This window comes from Ezakiella coagulans (assembly GCF_003096635.1).
Taxonomy (GTDB): domain Bacteria; phylum Bacillota; class Clostridia; order Tissierellales; family Peptoniphilaceae; genus Ezakiella; species Ezakiella coagulans.
In genome coordinates, this window is the sequence record NZ_QEKV01000010.1 from 24069 (window position 1) to 39436 (window position 15368).

Annotated in this window: 16 protein-coding genes; 11 read left to right on the forward strand and 5 right to left on the reverse strand. The window is 37.5% G+C overall.

Annotated features, from left to right (window positions below):
- Positions 1–2 precede the first annotated feature (2 nt).
- The 11 genes from C7381_RS07435 to C7381_RS07485 all read left to right on the forward strand — a co-directional run bounded on the left by C7381_RS07435 (position 3) and on the right by C7381_RS07485 (position 9030).
- Positions 3–584, forward strand: a complete 582-nt coding sequence (locus C7381_RS07435; RefSeq protein ID WP_116480481.1) for a DUF5317 domain-containing protein — start codon at positions 3–5, stop codon at positions 582–584.
- On the forward strand, positions 574–1815 hold the full coding sequence (locus C7381_RS07440) for a CapA family protein (protein WP_165803635.1): 1242 nt from the start codon (positions 574–576) through the stop codon (positions 1813–1815). Before C7381_RS07435 ends, C7381_RS07440 begins: the two co-directional genes overlap by 11 nt.
- Positions 1808–2710 (forward strand): RluA family pseudouridine synthase, encoded by a 903-nt coding sequence (locus tag C7381_RS07445; RefSeq protein ID WP_165803636.1) that lies wholly within the window; start codon positions 1808–1810, stop codon positions 2708–2710. Before C7381_RS07440 ends, C7381_RS07445 begins: the two co-directional genes overlap by 8 nt.
- A complete protein-coding gene (locus tag C7381_RS07450) occupies positions 2700–3623 on the forward strand; it encodes a diacylglycerol/lipid kinase family protein (RefSeq protein WP_116480484.1) in 924 nt (307 codons plus the stop codon). Before C7381_RS07445 ends, C7381_RS07450 begins: the two co-directional genes overlap by 11 nt.
- A complete protein-coding gene (locus tag C7381_RS07455) occupies positions 3616–4179 on the forward strand; it encodes a GNAT family N-acetyltransferase (RefSeq protein ID WP_034547301.1) in 564 nt (187 codons plus the stop codon). Before C7381_RS07450 ends, C7381_RS07455 begins: the two co-directional genes overlap by 8 nt.
- Positions 4180–4203: 24 nt before the next feature.
- Complete coding sequence (locus C7381_RS07460; protein ID WP_116480485.1) at positions 4204–4455, forward strand: hypothetical protein; 252 nt, start codon at positions 4204–4206, stop codon at positions 4453–4455.
- 173 nt (positions 4456–4628) lie between these two features.
- The gene (gene mgtE / locus C7381_RS07465; RefSeq protein WP_116480486.1) at positions 4629–5999 is read left to right on the forward strand and encodes a magnesium transporter; all 1371 of its coding nucleotides are present in this window, start codon (positions 4629–4631) and stop codon (positions 5997–5999) included.
- Between the two features lie 57 nt (positions 6000–6056).
- Positions 6057–7448: a cysteine--tRNA ligase gene (cysS, locus tag C7381_RS07470; RefSeq protein WP_116480487.1), complete on the forward strand. Its 1392-nt coding sequence runs from the start codon at positions 6057–6059 to the stop codon at positions 7446–7448.
- On the forward strand, positions 7445–7834 hold the full coding sequence (locus C7381_RS07475) for a Mini-ribonuclease 3 (protein ID WP_116480488.1): 390 nt from the start codon (positions 7445–7447) through the stop codon (positions 7832–7834). The genes cysS and C7381_RS07475 overlap by 4 nt, the downstream gene beginning before the upstream one ends.
- Positions 7818–8531, forward strand: a complete 714-nt coding sequence (rlmB, locus tag C7381_RS07480; RefSeq protein ID WP_116480489.1) for a 23S rRNA (guanosine(2251)-2'-O)-methyltransferase RlmB — start codon at positions 7818–7820, stop codon at positions 8529–8531. Before C7381_RS07475 ends, rlmB begins: the two co-directional genes overlap by 17 nt.
- A complete protein-coding gene (locus C7381_RS07485; RefSeq protein WP_116480490.1) occupies positions 8503–9030 on the forward strand; it encodes an NYN domain-containing protein in 528 nt (175 codons plus the stop codon). Before rlmB ends, C7381_RS07485 begins: the two co-directional genes overlap by 29 nt.
- A gap of 42 nt (positions 9031–9072) precedes the next feature.
- On the opposite strand, the gene C7381_RS07490 is transcribed toward C7381_RS07485, so the two are convergent.
- From C7381_RS07490 to C7381_RS07510, 5 genes are all read right to left on the reverse strand, one after another.
- Positions 9073–9597, reverse strand: coding sequence for a YqhG/Tai3 family protein (locus C7381_RS07490; protein ID WP_116480491.1), 525 nt, complete (start codon positions 9595–9597; stop codon positions 9073–9075).
- A 167-nt stretch (positions 9598–9764) separates the two neighbouring features.
- On the reverse strand, positions 9765–11717 hold the full coding sequence (locus C7381_RS07495) for a lipase/acyltransferase domain-containing protein (RefSeq protein ID WP_116480492.1): 1953 nt from the start codon (positions 11715–11717) through the stop codon (positions 9765–9767).
- A 442-nt stretch (positions 11718–12159) separates the two neighbouring features.
- The gene (locus C7381_RS07500; protein ID WP_116480493.1) at positions 12160–14100 is read right to left on the reverse strand and encodes a lipase/acyltransferase domain-containing protein; all 1941 of its coding nucleotides are present in this window, start codon (positions 14098–14100) and stop codon (positions 12160–12162) included.
- A 450-nt stretch (positions 14101–14550) separates the two neighbouring features.
- Positions 14551–14820: a glycine zipper domain-containing protein gene (locus tag C7381_RS07505; protein ID WP_116480494.1), complete on the reverse strand. Its 270-nt coding sequence runs from the start codon at positions 14818–14820 to the stop codon at positions 14551–14553.
- Between the two features lie 13 nt (positions 14821–14833).
- On the reverse strand, positions 14834–15355 hold the full coding sequence (locus C7381_RS07510; RefSeq protein WP_116480495.1) for a GNAT family N-acetyltransferase: 522 nt from the start codon (positions 15353–15355) through the stop codon (positions 14834–14836).
- Positions 15356–15368: the final 13 nt, after the last annotated feature.

Sequence of the window (15368 nt, forward strand, 5' to 3'; positions counted from 1 at the left end):
AATTGATAGCTGAGAGCATTTTGTTTGTATTGATTTTTTCAATGATAAAAAAATACAATTTTTCAAATACCGAATTTTTTCCGAAGAAATACATTACATTTCCACTTGTATTTGTTGTGATAAATGTCGGTCTATTTGTTGCGGCGAAGACCGGGGCATCACCTGTGCAGATTCGAATTTTGCACATGTTGAGTTTTGTGTTTTTTTATCCTTATATGATAAAAAATTACAAATACACCGGAATGCTCTTTTTGATTGCGGGTGTGAGTTTAAATCTTATAGTGATGTATTTCAACGGTTTTCGTATGCCGATTGACCCGTATTTTTATAGCAAAATCGCTTCTGCGAACGATTATGCACTCACGCGTGCGGGTTTTAATCTGTACCATTCGTTGATTGATGAAAATACTGTTTTATATCTTTTGGGAGACACGATTCCACTTATGAAGCCATATCCGTTTCCGAAAGTTGTTTCAATCGGAGACATTCTTATAGGCATAGGTTTCAGTGCTCTTGCAATAACTGCTCTAAGGGGCGACTACAACGAAAAAAATGAGGAAGGAGAGATTTCGGATGAGAAATAGAAAGTTAATATTGCTGTTTATTGTAATCTCACTCTTTATTTTAGGTTGCAAGAAAACAGATGAAAAGGGTTTGGATACAAAAGTTGAAGCAAAGGTTGAAACAAAGAGTAATGAAGAGCTTCGCTTGAGATATGAAAAGATGTATAGCTCGTTTTATGATGCATACAATCTCAGTAAAAAAGTGGAATTCGAAAAAAAGAATAGAGGATTTAAACTTTATGTAGCAGGTGATATTATGTTTCATAGTCCGCAACTTGATGCGGCTAAAAAGAACGACACATATGATTTTTCGGACAGTTTTAAGTATATAGGCGACGTTATTAAAGACGGACTTTCAATTGCAAACTTGGAGACGACAATTGCAGATTCCGGATTTATGGGTTATCCACTTTTCAGAACTCCGAAAATTGCTGTGAAAAATCTTAAAGATGTAGGCTTTGACATTTTGGCACTTGCAAACAACCATGCACTAGATGGCAATAAAGACGGCATAAGGCGAACCAAAGAGGCGGTTTTGGAAAATGGAATCACACCGCTTGGAACATATTTTATGGATGAAAAAACAGACCCGGTCATACTCGATGTCGAGGGTCGAAAGATTGCATTTTTAAATTACACATACGGTCTAAATGGCCTTGACGGTTGGCTCGGAGGCGACAAGCACTTAATAAATGTGCTAGACGAAGAAAAAGTCCTTCACGATATAAACTATGCAAAGGAAAATGCGAACGGAATAATCGTTATGGTGCACTGGGGAACGGAATATATCATAAACGGCAACGACAAGATGCAGGAGAAATGGCTCAACTTTTTTGCAGAAAACGGAGTCGACGTTGTGCTTGGAAGTCATCCGCACGTTATTGAGCCGGACGGTTTTATCGAAAAAGACGGACACAGAATGTATTATATTTTCAGTCTCGGCAATTTTATTTCAAACCAAAGACGTGAATATATGGATCAACCGTACGGTGAAGACGGTGTGATTTTGGAATTGAATATAAAGCCGTACGACGACAAAAGAGTTTATGCTGCGGAAGTTTTTTATCATCCGACATGGGTAAAACGCACAAGAAAACCGCTCAAATATGAAATTGTTCCGGTTTATGAGGGACTTAATAACAATCTCGAAGGCATAAATGAAGCGGACAAAGCAAAGCTTGTGGAATCAAAGGATAGAACGCTTTCAATTTTAAAAGCGGGTCTCTATGTTGGGGACAGAATCAATGAATAGATATGAACAATATATTGAAATAGAGGCAGGTGAAGACGCTAAGAAGCTGAATGATGCTTTGAAGCGCCTTTATATTTCACATAGAACTTTTAAACGCTACTATTACCGCGACCTTATTCGGGTTGACGGAAAGTGGGTGAAACACATCGCCCCTGTAAAGAAAGGCAGCAAAATCAGTTTTAGAATTCCGGGGAGCTACACACCGATCGGTCTTCCTGCTGAAGCACCGGAAGTGCTCTATGAAGACGATATGATTTTTCTTTTAAATAAACCGGCGGGGATTCTTACGCATGAATCGAGAAATCACTTCGGGGTGAATTTAAAGGACATGGTCTCGACACTTTTTAATGAAAGAGAAATTTTTGAGCCGGTCAGGTTTATAAATCGACTTGACATGGACACGTCGGGAATTATTATGATTGCAAAGCACGACATCGCACAAGGATATTATCAAAAGTTGCACGATGCGGGCAAGATTAAAAAAGAATATATTATGATTGCGAAGGCTGAATCGCCGCTTACGAAAAAAACTACAATCACAACGAGAATTGGTCGTGATGAAATCGGAATAAAAAGAAAAGCTGTTGAAGAAAATGAGGAAGGACTCGATGCAAAGACAATTTTTACGCCGCTTTATTTTAAAAATGGATATGAAATTTTGAAAGCGGAGATAAAAACGGGAAGGACGCACCAAATCCGTGTGCACTTGGGAACTATGGGAAAAGTTCTTTTGGGCGATGAGCTTTATGGCGGAGACAAAACTTTGATTTCACGTCAGGCACTTCACAGCTACAGACTGCGGACTTTTGATTTAAATGGCGATAAAATAGATGTGTTTTCGGAAATGCCCGAAGATATGAAGATGGTTATAAGGAAGATTAGAGATGAGCTTTAAAAAATATCTTTTTATACTTTCAAAAAAAGCGGCAGGAGGAAGAAATCTTCCATCTGTCGAGGAAATAAGGAAGTATGTAGATCCAAATCTCGATATTGAGATTGTTACAACCGAATATAAAAATCATACGACGGAGCTTGCAAGGGAATTTGGACTAAAAAATCCGGGCTCAGTTATTGTTGCTTGCGGTGGTGACGGCACTCTTCGTGAAGTCGCAAAAGGCGTTTACGGAACTGATAGTTATTTTGCGTTTCTTCCTTGTGGAACGGGAAACGATTTTAACAGAAGTGTTTCCGTGGAGAACGACACGATAAAACTTTTGAAGAACATTCACAATTTGAAGCCGGATGTGCTCGATTTGATTGAAATCGGCGGAGACATCTGTCTTAATGTGTGGTCGTTCGGATTTGACGCAGATCTTCTTGTTGAGGCGAAAAAAATTCAAAAAAAATATCCGAAAGTTATGGAGAGCTCGTATCTTTTTGCTGCGCTTAAAACTGTTTTCGGAAAAATTTCTTCGAAAATCGAATACGAAGTCGAAACAGTTTCGGGAGAAATCAAAAAGGGAAGTGGCTATTATACTTTAGGGAATATTGCGAACGGAAAATATTACGGCGGAGGTTTTAATCCCGCACCGCTTGCAGATGTGTCCGACGGCGTTCTAAACTTTATGCTCGTCGATAAAATGAGCGTTGTTGAACTCGTGTCTTTAATCAGCAAATATAAAAGGGGCGAGCACACTTCTATAAAAAAAGTCCACATGTTCGAGGTGACGAGGGGAAAAATACGCTCGCTTGAAGGTGAACTCATCGGAAATTTCGACGGCGATATCATTCCATTTCGCGAAGCGGAATTCCGAGTTTTGAAACATGCGCTGAAATTTGCAAGATTTAGGGAGAATATTTATGGATAATATAAAAATTGAAACGGAAAGACTTATCATAAGACCAATTTCGATGTTTGACGCAAAGGATATGTTCGAATATGCGAAGGACAAGGAAATGACGAGATTTATGGGATGGGATGCACACCAAAAAATCGAAGACACTCTTGCGGCTCTAAAAAATATGGTCGAACGCGATGGCAATTATCCGACATTTGCAATTGTTTTAAAGGAAAACAAAAAAATGATCGGCACAATCGACGCCATAATTTTTGGAAAAGGCAAAGCTTTAAAAGCGGAAATAGGATATGCACTTTCGCGTGAGTATTGGAACAAGGGTATCATGACGGAAGCTGCAACTGCAGTTGTCGGTCATCTTTTTACAAATTATGACATACACAGAGTTCAGGCGAAGCACGATTTAAAGAACCCCGCATCCGGTAAAGTTATGGAGCATATTGGAATGATAAAAGAGGGAACTTTGAGAGACTATCTCTATGTCAAGGGCGAATATGCGACGATGAACCTGTATTCGATGCTTCGAGATGAATGGGATGATTTATACGGCAAAGAGTTGGGTAAATAGAAAGTAGTTGAAAGGAGGATTAATATGGAAAGAGCAGCAACACTTCAAAGATTTTTGTTAGGCGTTCAAATTGCGGACTTGATTTTAAAAGTGTGTCTTTTTGTGGCACTGATAGTTTTAGTAATTATTGCAATCTCTTATTTGAAACAAAGAAAGAGAATCGAACTCGAATTTCACAAGAAAAAAATGAGCGAAGGAAAAACTCATGTAGATGTATTTAAAAAGGAAATCGACGATACGCTTTATGCAAAAAGAGACGAAGACGATTTGGAATAATGAATTTTAATTAAGCCGAATGAACTCGGCTTTTTTATTGCGTAAATTTATTTTAAGTAATGCCGAAAATGTTTCACAGTCGTGGTAATTATGGAATTTTTGTAACGATTTTATCTTGAATAGAAGCGGCTTATATGTTATAATTACTTTATATATTGAAAAGGAGGGATAAGATGGATTACGCAGATAAAAGACTTCTTGAGCTGGAAGAACTTGAAGAACAGTTTAAAGAATTAATAAAAAATAAAAAGCTCAAAGAAGCAAAGGCATTGATTGAAAATTTAAATGAAGTCGACGTTGCAACCCTGATAGACAAACTGGACCCTACAACAGGTACAGTAGTTTTTAGGATGTTACCCAAGGATATAGCGGCGGATGTTTTCGCAAATTTTGACAGTGAACAACAACAGGCTATTATACGTTCTTCAACGGATGCCGAAATAAAGGGAATAATGGATGAACTTTATTTCGACGATAAGGTCGACATGTTGGAGGAAATGCCGTCAAACGTGGTAAATTCTCTATTAAAGTATTCCGCTCCTGAAGAAAGAAATTTGATTAATCAGTTTTTAAAATACCCGGAAAATTCTGCCGGCTCTCTTATGACAATCGAGTATGTTTCTTTGAAAAAGGAAATGACCGTCGAAGAGAGTTTCAGAAAGATTAAACGCGAAGGTATTGATAAAGAAACTATTTATACACTTTATGTCACAGATAACTACAGAAGACTTATAGGTATTTTGTCTTTGAGGGAACTTATTGTTGCACCTGCGGAAACGAGGATCAACGATCTTATGCGTTCCGAAGTTGTGTATGTGCACACCCACGATGACCAGGAAGATGTTGCAAATCTATTTAGAAAGTACGGATTCGAAGCAATTCCGGTTGTGGATAATGAAAAACGTATAGTCGGAATTATCACATACGACGATATTATTGATATTATTGAAGAAGAAACAAACGAAGACTTCCAAATCATGGCAGCTATCACGCCGTCGGAAGACGAGTATTTGGAATCAGGCGTTTTTAATCTTGCAAAGCACAGAATTATGTGGCTGATGGTTCTTATGATTTCAAGCACCATAACCCAAAGGATTATTGCTGGATATGAATCATATCTTTACAGCGTGGTGGGACTTTCGACATTCATCCCGATGCTCATGGACACAGGCGGTAACAGCGGAAGCCAAAGTAGTACACTTGTTATTCGCGGACTCGCAACGGGCGACGTAAAGCCGAAAGATTGGTATAAAGTCATGTGGAAAGAGTTTAGAATAGCTGTCGTTGTCGGTATCGTTCTTTCGATAATCAGTTATTTTAAAATTATTTATTTTGATAAAATGCCGAACAATATTGCACTCACAGTAAGTTTAACGCTTATTTTTGCAGTTATGACGGCAAAGGTTGTCGGTGGAATTCTCCCGATTGCCGCACACAAATTAAAGCTTGACCCGGCGATTATGGCTTCGCCTTTAATCACGACAATTGCCGATGCCACTTCATTAATAGTTTATTTCGTTTTAGCACAAAACATTATCGGTTAATTATGGCGGCAAATAGACAAAAAGTCTATGCCGCTTTTTGTATAGGAAAGGATTTTTATGAAATTATATAATAGTTTAACAAATAAAAAAGAGGAGTTTCGTCCGATTGAAGAAGGAAAAGTTTCAATATATGCATGCGGCCCGACAGTCTACAATGACATGCACGTCGGAAACGTGAGACCGCAAGTTGTATTTGATGTTTTGAGGAGATTTTTCATCTATCTCGGCTACGATGTGAAATATGTTTCGAATTTCACCGACGTCGACGACAAAATTATAAACAAGGCTAATGAAGAAAACACAACAATAGACGTAATTTCAAAGAGATATATCAAGAGTGTTGAAGACGATTTAAAGGCACTTCACGTCTATGATTATCCTATCATTCATCCGACCTGTACCGAGCACATGGACGACATAATCGAGTTCATTGACGGGCTTATTAAGAAGGGTTTTGCATACGAATCAAACGGCGATGTTTATTTTAGAGTAAGGAAACTTAAGGACTACGGCAAGCTTTCGAACAGAAATATCGAAGACCTCGAAGTGGGAGCAAGAATCGAAAAAAATGAAATCAAAGAAGACCCGCTTGACTTCACACTTTGGAAAAAGAAAAAAGAAGGCGAAGTTTATTGGGATTCACCATGGAGCGAAGGTCGTCCGGGCTGGCATATCGAATGCTCGACAATGATTAAGTCGATTTTCGGCGGCACGATTGACATTCACTGCGGCGGTGAAGATTTGAAATTCCCGCACCACGAAAACGAAATCGCACAATCCGAAGCACTAATGGACAAGCCGCTTGCACATTATTGGCTGCACAATGGTATGATCAACATCGAAAACGTGAAGATGAGCAAAAGTCTCGGCAATTTCTTGTACGCAAAGGATTTTCTCGAAAAAGAATCCGGCGAAGTTCTGAGATTTTTCATTTTGAATGCTCACTACAGAAAGCCGCTAAACTTTAACGCCGAAGCTATTGAAGCGGCAAAGACTTCTTTGAGAAGACTTAAAAATTCGAAGAAAAGACTCACAGAACTTTTGGAAAATGCGGAAGATAAACCGGTAAATGATGAGATTTCGAAAAAAATCGGAGAAATAAGAGAGTCATTTAAGGCACACATGGGCGATGATTTGAACACGCCGGACGCTTTTTCGGATATGTTCGCACTTTCGAAATTTGCAAACTCGGCACTTGATGAAAATTCTTCAAAGGGTTCTATTGAGGAAGCTCTGAAACTTTTCGGAGAATTTACGGAAGTGCTCGGAATTTTGCAAGAGGATGAAGAGAGCGGTATAGACTCTGAAGTGAAAGAACTCATTCAAAAAAGAGATGAAGCAAGAAAGAATAAAGACTACAAACTCTCCGACGAAATCAGAGACCGTTTGACGGAAATGGGATATATCGTCAAAGATACTCCGAACGGCACAGAGGTGGAGAAGAAATGATAACTGACGAAGTCTATCAAATGGACGTTTTAAATCTTGCATTTTTGGGCGACGCAGTGTATGAACTTTTGGTTAGGGAAATGATTTCCACAAAAAACATGCGTGTAAATGAGCTCCACAAAGAGGCTATACACTTTGTGTCTGCAAACAGCCAATGTGCAGATTTAGACGTGATATGGGAAGACTTGGATAAACGTGAACAAACAATCGTGAAGCGTGCGAGAAATAAAAGACTGCATGCACCGAAACACACAAAGCCACAGGTTTACACTCTTGCAACCGGATTTGAAGCACTTTTCGGAGCACTCTATTTGAGTGGCGAGAAAGAGAGAATAGCCGGACTTTTCGAGAAGATAAAGGAGAATAAGTATGGAAATAATCGGTAGACAAGGCGTATATGTTGCACTTGAGGACGACAGAATCGAAAAAATTCGCCTCGTTGTCATGGACAGAAACAATGAACGCATAAAAGATATTATTGAACTTGCCGAAAAAAAGAATATAAAAATAAGTGAAGACAGAAATTTCTTCAACAAATTTAAACGCTCACATCAAGGGGTTGCACTTGTGATTCCGGAGTTTAAATATATGGAACTCGACGAAATGTTTGCACTCCCGAAAGAGGAAAGGGAAGTTGTGGTTGCACTCGACTCGATTGAAGACGTGAACAATCTCGGCTCTATCATAAGAAGTGCGAGCGTGTTCGGCGTTTCGAAAATTATAATTCCGAAAGACAGAGCGGCGGATGTTACTCCTGCGGTTATAAAAACATCGCAAGGCGGCATTGCCGACGTTGACATAATAAAAGTCACAAATCTTTCGAGAGCACTCAAAGATGCGAAGGACAAGGGATACTTCGTCATCGGTTGCCACATGGAAGGCGAGCCTATGGAAAATTTCGTTTCGCCGCCGGTAATCATTGTCGTCGGCAACGAACACAAGGGAATTCGCCCGGGCGTTTTAAAAGAATGCGACAAGGTGCACACTATACCGATGTCCAAAAAATCAAGTGTCGGATCTCTGAACGCCGGCATTGCGGGTTCGATTATGTTCTATGAATATTTTAAGGCATTCGGAGTATAGCGACCTCATCCTGGTTGATGGGTACAATCTTCTCTTTGCGGACAAAACTTTGAAAGAACTTTCGGAGACCAGCCTTGAAGAGGCGAGACTCCGACTTGAAAGTTTGCTTTCGGGTTACTCGCTTTATGTAAAAAAACAAATTGTGGTTATCTACGACGGTCATTTTGTTAAAGACAACCGTGGTGATGAATTTATGCGTGACAATTTGGGCGTAGTGTTTACGAGGGAGAACGAAACTGCGGACTCGAGAATTGAATCATTGTCGTTTTCACTTTCGGAGCGGTTTAATCTAACGGTTGTCACAAGCGACTTCGCTGAGCAGACGCTTGTTCTTATGAATAAAATTGAAAGAATGGGTTCGAGGGAGTTTTTAAATCGCCTGAAAGACAGCTATAAACTTGAAAAAAAGATGCACAAAAGAAAAACTCTTGTCGCCGAAAAAAGTACTTCCGATTGGAAGGAGATTTTAAAAGAGCTACGAGAAAATCTTGAGGAATAAAATAAAGCTGATTTCCGTTTTGGAAGTCAGCTTTTTTGTGTATTATTCTCCGGCTTTAAATTCCATGATTGCGTTCATAATGTCATCCACATTTGCGATGAGCCATTTGTCGCCCTCTTTTTTAAGGAACACACTTTTTTCGAGTTCAACCATATGCATCCCGTCGACATCGACGTCTTTGATTTTTGGGGCACCCCCTTCGATTGTCGGGTTATTTAGCCCGACTTTGCTTATATAATCGCCCATATCTATCGATTTAAACTTGTACATAAGGGAGCCTTCGGTTTTATCTTTTTCGATTTTTCCCGAAAGATATTTCAATGAAATTTTCGAAAGATATGTTTCCATAAATTCTCTTTCGAAATCGTCTTCCCATTCTGTGTTTCGCATTTGTTCCTGCTCTTCGCTTAAAACGAAGTCTGCAGCTTTTTTAAAATCCGCATCTTTTAAAGCAGCGAAAAAATGGTCGACTGTTTCCTTTGCCTTGTCGGTTTCGGTCTTATTACCGCATCCATAAGTCGTCGTTAAAACAAAAATTGTAAGTATAATAAATAATAACTTTTTCATTTCTTCCTCCATTAAATTGCTGCAAAATTTTTCACCTTGAATAATTGCTTAGTAATAAAATTCATATTCAAAAAATTTCGCTAAATAAATTCATGATAAGTATATTATACTATAAATTTTCCCAAAAATCAAAAAACATCCAATCAAAAGATTGAGTGTTTTAAAATTTATCTAACTTCTCTTCCGTTCAAGAAGTCACACATCATTTCAAAATTGTGGCGATCGGAGAGCATACCCATATGGTCACCGTTCACAACTCTGAATTTCGCTCTGATTTCCGGAGTCATTTCTTCGAATGTCATACCCATAGTTGCTGAATAGAGCGGAACAACGCCGTCACCTTCGGGTGCGAGAATATTTTCTACATTTGAAAGTGACTTGTCGGATTTAACAACGAAATAGCCTGACACAACTGTCGGGTGGTTGTTTCCGGCAAAGAACATTGAGTTCGGACGGTGCATAAGCATTATATTTCCGTCACGTTCGCCGTTTTCTCTGAAAATTGCGGCAACGTCTAGGAAATTTTTATACCTTTCCTCTTTTGCACTGCGAGCTAATGCGAGGTCGGATTCTTCAAGGTCCAAAGATTTGCTGAGATTATTTTTGCTCAAGTTTTGAATTAGCTCTTCGTAAGTCTTATGTCTTCCGTTTATTGCTCTAAGGAATTCTTTTTGATTTGTTTCATCCACAAATTGCATCGGATATTTTTCAAGCATTCTTTTTGCAGGGAAGAGCTCAACCATCGACACAAAACTTGAAACTACTCTTGTGTCGAGACCCGTAAATGCTTTTATGGCACTGTCTATAAAACTGTTTACGAGAATTGAGTTTGCAACATAATGGTGCGTAGTCGGAGCACCTTCATACGGAGTTCCGAATGAAAGATATTTGTCGACTTTGTCGTCGTTGTCTTTTAAATAGATAGCCGAGATAATACCGCCCATGCTGTGTGCAATAAGGTCAACTTTAACTTTGCCGCCGTCTGTAATTTTGTCGATGAATTGTCCTAATTTTTCAGCTGAATCAACATTTGTCTTTCTCCAGTCGTACGAGAAGAGATAAACCGGTCTGTCCGGGAAATTCGTCATGAGATTTTTTAGAAGCGGTGTGTATTGTGAGAAAGGTCCCGCATGTCTTTTAATTGACGGCACATTTCTTAAATCACCTTGTTGAAAAGTGTATAGAGTGTCATTTGTGTCTAAACTCAAATCTTCCGTGACTTTTTTGGAATCATAACCAATTGGCGGATAAATCATCTTCATGTTTTTCTCGTTTTTCGGTGAAATCATGCCGCTCGTCTTTTCTTCTTCACTAAGTAAGCTCGGGTCGATGTTAAAAAGTTCCGAGCCTGCGACACCAGGCACAAAAATAAGAGGCTTTTTATCTAAATTTGTTTCGTGAACTTCATCATCCAAAATATAACATTTCAGTGAATCGACAAGTTCATCATTTGTTATTTTGTCAGTTGAATAATATTTATCGGAGTTTTCCTTAAAAACCCTTGTTGCAAATGAATAATCTTTATTATTTAACTTTGAAAAATCCGAAACAGTTATAAGTCTTGTGTTTTTGGATAAATCAACGGCAGTATTTCTAAATGTGTTTGCATTTCTGAAATAGAAATGATCCCTTTGAGTATACGGACCGTTATTTGTTGCAGCTCCAACATTTGGGTACATGCTTGTAAAAAGAATTATGTCTTTCTTGTCATTATAAACAAGACTGTTTGCCATTTCGAGTGCAGCGGTCGGGTTTGAAAAACCGAATGGGATAAGCGAGTTAAAAGCATTTTCGATTTTAACCGAATCGGACGTTTTCCTTTCAACTGTGGTTGCACTGTTGTTATAAGAAATAAGTGTTATTGAAACATTTCCGGCTTTAATAAGAGCATCGGAAAGTGCAGTCACTTGATTTTTAATATTTGCGAGAGAGCTGTTGTACATACTCCTGTCGATTAAAAATACGACTTCTCTTTTGTTTCTTTCATAATCTGAAGGAATAGCTGTAGTGTCTTTTACGGCGTCTTGGAAATCATTCTTTGCGTAGATTACTCCGGTGCTCAAAATGAGTCCAAAAACCATAAAAAATGCCAATAAAATTGATGTTTGTCTTGTCTTCATAAGATCCTCCTTTAATTTTGATAAACTGCTAAATTTATCAGTACAGATACATTATACCATATTAACGTGAAAATTATGCAGAAAAATCAATAAATTTAACAAAAAAATAAAATAATTAATAAATAACAAATTCTATGACAATTTTAGATTGCGTAATATCGTCAATATATATAATGCTTAAATTCGGCATTTATAGAAATAAAAGATAAAAAAATTATTTATACAAATGGATATGATTCAATTGTTTATACTACATAAAAAATATGCTTTACCATTATAATGTATATCTAAACTAGGAGGAAATTAATAAAAGTAGTGATTGTAGTTGTGTTCAGTATTAGAAAAATCTTATGAAATTTGAAAAAGGAAAATATATAATAAGGAAATTCCAATTTTTCCCAAACAAAAAACACTCAATCATAAGATTGAGTGTTTTAAAGTACTATCTAACTTCTCTTCCGTTCAAGAAGTCGCACATCATTTGTAAGTTTCCTAAGTCAAGAAGCATTCCGATGTGGTCGCCTTTAACAACTCTGAACTTATTTCTGATTTCAGGGCTCATTTCTTCAAATGTCATACCCATTGTTGCAGAGTATAGAGGAACCATTCCGTCTCCTTCCGGAGTGCTAATTCCATAAACTGTGTGTAAAATGTCTTGGTTTCCAGGGAAATATCCTGAAACAACTGTAGGGTGATTGTTTCCTACGAAGAACATTGAGTTTGGACGGTGCATAAGAAGAACATCTCCGTTTCTTTCACCGTTAACTCTGTATAATTTAGAATCTTCAATGAATTGATTATATCTATCGTTGGATACATTGCTCATTGCCATATCAACAGTTGCTAAATCAGCAAGACCTGAAACTTTAGCATCAGCGGCTGCTTGTAAAATTTTATCATAACTGCTGTTTGAGTTTAAAATTCTTTGGAAGCTATTTAAATCTCCTGTTGAAACAAAGTGATAAGGATATTTTTCAAGCATTCTTTGTGTTGGAAGAAGTTCAACCATAGCAGTGAAGCTTGATGCAACGTCAGGTTTGATACCGACAAGTTTTTCAATAACAACGTCAAGGAATCCGCCTACGAGACTTTTGCTTGAAAGTGTGTTGAAAGCAGAAGGAGCTCCTTCATAAGGAGAACCGAATGACAAATATTTGTCAACTCTGTCGTCGTGTTCTCTTAGATAATGTGATGAAACAATACCGCCCATGCTGTGTGCAATAATATCAACTTTAACTTTGCCGCCGTCTGTAATACTGTCGATGAATGCAGCTAATTTTTCAGCTGAATCAATATTTGACTTTCTCCAATCGTATGAGAAGAGATAAACCGGTCTGTCCGGGAAATTCTTCATAATAGTTCCGAGAAGTGAAGAATACATTGCAACAGGACCTGCATGTCTTTCGAATACATTAACTTTTCTCAAGTCGCCTTGTTGCAAACCATATAAATTTTCGTTTGAATATAAATTTAAATCGTCGTTAGCTTTTCTTGCATCATATCCGATAGGAACCCAAATTCTATTAGCTGATCTTTCTTTATCGCCATAAATCATGCCGATAGCTTTTTCTTCAGGTGATACTAAGCTTTCATCAATTTTGAAAAGTTCAGAACCTGCAATACCAGGGATAAAAATAATAGGTTTTTTGTCTAAATTTCTGTCGTGTTTTTCATCACCGAGAATATAATCTCTAACTGAACTTACAAGTTCTTCGCTGTTCATTTTGTCAGCTGCATAATATTTGTCTGAGTTTTCTTCAAAAACTCTCTTTGCAAATGCATAATCTCTATTATTCAAATTTGAGAAATTAGAAACAGTGATTAATCTTGTGTTTTCAGCAAGTAAATCTGCTGAATTTTTAAATCCGTTTGCATTTCTGAAATAGAAGTGGTCTCTGTAAGTGAAAGGTCCTTTATTTGAGATAGTTCCTAAGTTTGGATATACATTTGTGAAAAGAACAACGTCTTTCTTTTCTTCGTAACGGATACCGTTTGCCACTTCAAGAGCCAATGACGGATTTGAAAAACCGAATGGTGAAATGTATCTGAGTGAATTTTTGATTTTGTTCAAATCAGTCGATTGTCTTACAAGAGTTGTTACATTACCGTTGAAAGCAATAACTGAAATTGAAAAATTTCCTGCTTGAAGTAATTGATCGGAAAGATCACTTACTTGATTTTTAATGTCAGCGAGAGCATTGTAGTCTGTGTACATACTCCTGTCAATTAAAAATACAACTTCTTTTGCGTTCTCTGTTGGAACGTTTGCATTATCTCTTACAGCACCCGGGAAATCATCATGAGCAAAAATTACTCCTGTGTTCAACATGAGTCCGAATACCATAAAGACTGCCAATAAAATTGATGTTAGTCTAATCTTCATAAAATCCTCCTTTATTTACGATAAAATATATTATCTTTATCGTTAGTAATTATATTATATCATATTTTTAATTAAATGTAATAGATTTTTTCGCCAAAATGAATAAAAATTTAAAAAAACTTGTAAATAAAAACTTTTTACACAAATTATAATCGTGTTATAGCAACCGCTAGTAAGAGCGAAAAATTAATTAATCATCAACCAAATGTGCAAATTTTAAGGATTATTTATTTTATTTAGCATTTTTATTATTTTATAGGAAAAATAGAAATACATAAATAAACCGTAGTTATAAGATATGAAAAATAAAAATCTTTAAGAATAAAAATATTATTTTAAATTTTGCCTAACCGATTTGATAGCCATTATCAAAATGAAAACCTTTCTATTATATAGAAATAAAAAAATCTCTGCACAAATCTTTTTGATTCATACAAAGATTTCAATTGACTATTTTGCTTTCGGTTTTTTAATATTTATCCCAACGGCCATTCCAAGCATCATTCCAATACCTATGCCGACCGCCATTTCATCTGCGACAACGGAGCCAAGGGCGGCACCCAAGCACATGCCGATTGACATTCCCTCAGCCATATAGTTATCGTCGCCCTTTTCATGCTTTTCGTCGTGCTTTTTTGCGGAGTAAATCGCGACATAAGCCGCACCCACAACAAGCACAAGCGGTATAATGATCTTCGACATATCTTCTAAAAAATCCATAAAACCTCCAAGACTATTTATAACTCACAAAATTTTCTCTTGTCAAATCATAGTAAACGGTGGACTGTAGCTCGCCACGTTGGTCTTCCCACGAATCATACTCGATTTTAGTCTTTTTAAACCCGAGTTTTTCGTACACATGCTGCGCACGTTCGTTTTTTAAATTGGTCGTGAGAAAAATGAGTTTTGCCCCCATATTGAAAAGCTCCTCGATAAAAAGGCTCAAAACAACTCGCCCTATGCCACGCTCTTGATAATCGCTTTCGCAAATTTTTATGCCGATTTCGCATTCACTATCGTCCGACATCTTGTAATTCATCTCGCCGATTGGAATATCCTTGTACTCGATAATGAGCGTTCGTTTCTTGTCCGTATAATTTTCGATTTGGTTTTTAATTCTCTCCGCATTTGTGTGAAAGCCGTCGGGAAAACCTGCATGTGCCATAACGCTGCCGTCGTTCCACCACGTTTCAAGTTGTTTTGCATCGGATTCGATAGCATTTCGAATCAAAATATCTTTATAATTTATATTCATTTAATACCTTTCA

What these genes read in the sequence shown, in the direction of transcription:
- C7381_RS07485 (WP_116480490.1), top strand. Translation starts at nt 8,503, where the DNA reads ATGAATATTTTAAGGCATTCGGAGTATAGCGACCTCATCCTGGTTGAT.
- C7381_RS07500 (WP_116480493.1), bottom strand. Translation starts at nt 14,100, where the DNA reads ATGAAGATTAGACTAACATCAATTTTATTGGCAGTCTTTATGGTATTC.
- C7381_RS07490 (WP_116480491.1), bottom strand. Translation starts at nt 9,597, where the DNA reads ATGAAAAAGTTATTATTTATTATACTTACAATTTTTGTTTTAACGACG.
- C7381_RS07505 (WP_116480494.1), bottom strand. Translation starts at nt 14,820, where the DNA reads ATGGATTTTTTAGAAGATATGTCGAAGATCATTATACCGCTTGTGCTT.
- C7381_RS07510 (WP_116480495.1), bottom strand. Translation starts at nt 15,355, where the DNA reads ATGAATATAAATTATAAAGATATTTTGATTCGAAATGCTATCGAATCC.
- C7381_RS07440 (WP_165803635.1), top strand. Translation starts at nt 574, where the DNA reads ATGAGAAATAGAAAGTTAATATTGCTGTTTATTGTAATCTCACTCTTT.
- C7381_RS07455 (WP_034547301.1), top strand. Translation starts at nt 3,616, where the DNA reads ATGGATAATATAAAAATTGAAACGGAAAGACTTATCATAAGACCAATT.
- mgtE (WP_116480486.1), top strand. Translation starts at nt 4,629, where the DNA reads ATGGATTACGCAGATAAAAGACTTCTTGAGCTGGAAGAACTTGAAGAA.
- C7381_RS07460 (WP_116480485.1), top strand. Translation starts at nt 4,204, where the DNA reads ATGGAAAGAGCAGCAACACTTCAAAGATTTTTGTTAGGCGTTCAAATT.
- C7381_RS07475 (WP_116480488.1), top strand. Translation starts at nt 7,445, where the DNA reads ATGATAACTGACGAAGTCTATCAAATGGACGTTTTAAATCTTGCATTT.
- C7381_RS07495 (WP_116480492.1), bottom strand. Translation starts at nt 11,717, where the DNA reads ATGAAGACAAGACAAACATCAATTTTATTGGCATTTTTTATGGTTTTT.
- cysS (WP_116480487.1), top strand. Translation starts at nt 6,057, where the DNA reads ATGAAATTATATAATAGTTTAACAAATAAAAAAGAGGAGTTTCGTCCG.
- rlmB (WP_116480489.1), top strand. Translation starts at nt 7,818, where the DNA reads ATGGAAATAATCGGTAGACAAGGCGTATATGTTGCACTTGAGGACGAC.
- C7381_RS07450 (WP_116480484.1), top strand. Translation starts at nt 2,700, where the DNA reads ATGAGCTTTAAAAAATATCTTTTTATACTTTCAAAAAAAGCGGCAGGA.
- C7381_RS07445 (WP_165803636.1), top strand. Translation starts at nt 1,808, where the DNA reads ATGAATAGATATGAACAATATATTGAAATAGAGGCAGGTGAAGACGCT.